The sequence below is a fragment of the Stutzerimonas stutzeri genome, assembly GCF_013522825.1.
GTDB classification, from domain to species: domain Bacteria; phylum Pseudomonadota; class Gammaproteobacteria; order Pseudomonadales; family Pseudomonadaceae; genus Stutzerimonas; species Stutzerimonas stutzeri_AK.
Genome location: NZ_JAAMQZ010000083.1, coordinates 1 through 2,838, shown reverse-complemented (window position 1 = coordinate 2,838; position 2,838 = coordinate 1). Strand labels below are relative to the sequence as shown.

Here is a 2,838-nt window from a genome sequence, read left to right as displayed (position 1 = left end):
AGAAACCAAATCCTTGATCAGCTCCCATGACGCATCAGAAAGTTCGTAACGCCTTGCCATACGGGCCTCCAACCGGTCATGGCGGCAATTTTAGCCACAACGACTTTTCGTACAAAACCTAATTCGCCCAGTCTAGGGGGCTATAGATCGCCAGTCATCAGTAGCTCTCTCAGTATGCTGAGATTTTTCCTGATTTCAGCTTCTACCTTTCCAGAATAATCAAGTGCCTCAAGCGTATTCTTTGTTTGGTTCATTGCCTCTGCTATTATATCAATGGCAGTTTTTCTTGATGCTGCCATATTTTCTAGAGTCTGCTCCCCTGCATCTAGCATTGTTACGATATCTTGTTTGCTTAACTTATCATAATTCACGTTACGGAGTTGCTCTAGTATTAACTCTTGATCCGACATATATGATCCTCTTTATTATTATCGATTTGTTGTTTGTGATAATATTAATTATTTCATTGTTCCAGAAAAAAACAGCTGGGATAGTGTATCATAAAAAATATATTTCGAGCGAATGGGGAAAGTCGGTCGAGCCATGCGCATAACCAATCCATGGCATTGGACGCACAGTATATCGTTACCGGTGGATAAATGAATTAACCGCTCAATCCACTAGGTTGCGACGACGCAATCAGTTCGTGGACGGTGCGGTTTATCTATTACCCCTCTAGATAAATGAGCAGGGACAAACTTCGCCACCCAAGATGGCACTTTTTCTACCGGCATGGGTTTCGCAATACCATAGCCTTGCGCTACATCACAACCTAGGTTCATCAGCAACACTCCGTGCTCAACCGTTTCCACCCCTTCAGCAATAACCTCGCGGTTAAACGATTTCGCTAGGCCGATGATCGCCTTAGTCAGCCCCAAGCTGTCTTTATCGATGAGTATGTCGCGTATAAAAGATTTGTCTATCTTGATTGACTGCGTGGGCAGTTGTTTAAGGTAGCTCAGCGATGAATACCCGGTTCCAAAGTCGTCCAACGAAAATGTCACACCCAGATCCTGGCAAGCAATGAGGCACTGAGTGACATGTGGTAAGTGTTCTATCACCACTGATTCGGTAATCTCAATATCCAACATCTGCGGCAAAACATTAGGGTGGCTGTCCAGCAAAAACTTTAGGGACTTTACAAAGTTTTCTTTTTTCAAATGTAATGCTGCAATGTTTACACTCACAGACCACGAATGACCCAAGTCCGCCCATTGTTCTATTTGACTGAGCGCCTGATCTATGACCCACTCGCCGATCTCCACGATCAGATCGCTCTGCTCAATCAACGGTATAAAATACTGCGGTAATATAATTCCATCTCGCGGATGCTGCCAACGCAATAGTGCTTCAAAACCAATCACTGCCCCACTGCTCAAACTTATTTTTGGTTGATAATGCAAGCATAACTCACCATCATGTAACGCTTGGCGAACCCGTATTACGGTATCAAAAGCTGATTTATCCATCTTATCTTTTGATACATCAAACAAATGGAAACAGTTACGGCCACTTTGTTTGGCCTTATACATAGCCTGATCGGCATGACGTAGCAGTGTATCGGCATTCTCATTATCGTTTGGATAGAGCGTCACACCGATACTGGCGGAAATATTAATGCCTATGCCATCGATGATGTAGACGGCGGAAAGGGCAGCTAAAAGCCTCTGCAGGGCGCTTTCCAACACCTTGGGATCCCGCACACCCAAAATCAGCACGAACTCATCGCCTCCCAAACGGGCTACGGTATCTTCGATACGCATACTATGTTTCAGGCGATCAGCCACCGCCACTAACAGACGATCACCTATCTCGTGGCCATAGCGGTCGTTAATCTGCTTAAACCCATCGAGATCAAGCACGCCCACGGCAAGCGTGCTGGGCTGGCTCTTTGCTTTGACAATAGCCTGATCAAGCGCTTTGGACAGCAAAAAACGATTTGGAAGACCCGTCAGCTCGTCGTGCTCAGCCTGCCATTGCAAGGTTTCCAGAAACTTCCGCTTTTCGGTCACATCGAAACGAATGGAAACGTATTTCTGCACCCGCTGGCTGGCATCATCGTACATGGGTACAATGGTGCTCTCTACCCAATACAGGCTGCCATCCTTTTTACGGTTGCAAATTTCACCTTTCCATACCTGCCCACGTGAAACTTTTTTCCACATATCAATAAAGAACTCAGGGGGATGCTGCCCTGAGTTTAGTATGCGGTGGTTTTGCCCAATCAACTCCTGTGCGCTATAGCCAGAAACATCACAGAACTGTTCATTGACATAGGTGATTATTCCGGATTTATCGGTTTCCGAGAAAATAGCTGCCGCATCCACCGCTGCACGGTATCTTGCACTCATATATAAACCTAATTCACCAAAATAGTCATAAGGTCACTACCTGTTGAACCGTTCAACCAACGAGTTTAAACCACGGGATGTACTTTCAAGTTCGCGGCCACGAATCACGGCGGAGTTAGCATTCTTCGCTGTTCTCTCAACCGTTCCCGCTACGTTATTAATCTGCCGAGCAATATCTTCAGCGACACTAGCCTGCTCTTCTGAAGCGGCTGCCATTTGCTGGCTCATACCACTGATCCGTTCAACAGCATCGCGAATGCCTTGGAGAGCACACTGCGCCTCTATAACTTGCTGTACACCGTGGTCGGCCTCGCGAATACCGAGTTTGGCAATGCTCACAGCCTCATCTGCGCCTTTTTTAAGGGCGGCGGCAAAAACTGAGTGCAACACCTGACCTTTCCGGTACGGTGCTGCCCCTATGTCTTATACCGAACTCAGCGTTGAAGAGCGCGCCACCATTCAAATCGGTCGTACCCAAGGCTTCAGC

At 46.7% G+C, this 2,838-nt stretch carries 2 protein-coding genes and 1 pseudogene; all 3 read right to left on the bottom strand.

Translation table 11 applies throughout. From position 1 onward, the window contains the following. Positions 1 to 140 precede the first annotated feature (140 nt). Positions 141 to 410, bottom strand: a complete 270-nt coding sequence (locus tag G7020_RS23610; protein ID WP_003253606.1) for a hypothetical protein — start codon at positions 408 to 410, stop codon at positions 141 to 143. Positions 411 to 620: 210 nt separating this feature from the next. Continuing rightward, the gene (locus tag G7020_RS23605; RefSeq protein WP_181087205.1) at positions 621 to 2,351 is read right to left on the bottom strand and encodes a putative bifunctional diguanylate cyclase/phosphodiesterase; all 1,731 of its coding nucleotides are present in this window, start codon (positions 2,349 to 2,351) and stop codon (positions 621 to 623) included. A 36-nt stretch (positions 2,352 to 2,387) separates the two neighbouring features. Then, positions 2,388 to 2,714 (bottom strand): annotated as a pseudogene (locus tag G7020_RS23600) (hypothetical protein); the annotation flags it as partial. Positions 2,715 to 2,838 lie beyond the last annotated feature (124 nt).

Excerpts from the sequence above, each read along its gene's own strand:
- G7020_RS23610 (WP_003253606.1), bottom strand. The coding sequence starts at position 410 with ATGTCGGATCAAGAGTTAATACTAGAGCAACTCCGTAACGTGAATTAT.
- G7020_RS23605 (WP_181087205.1), bottom strand. The coding sequence starts at position 2,351 with ATGAGTGCAAGATACCGTGCAGCGGTGGATGCGGCAGCTATTTTCTCG.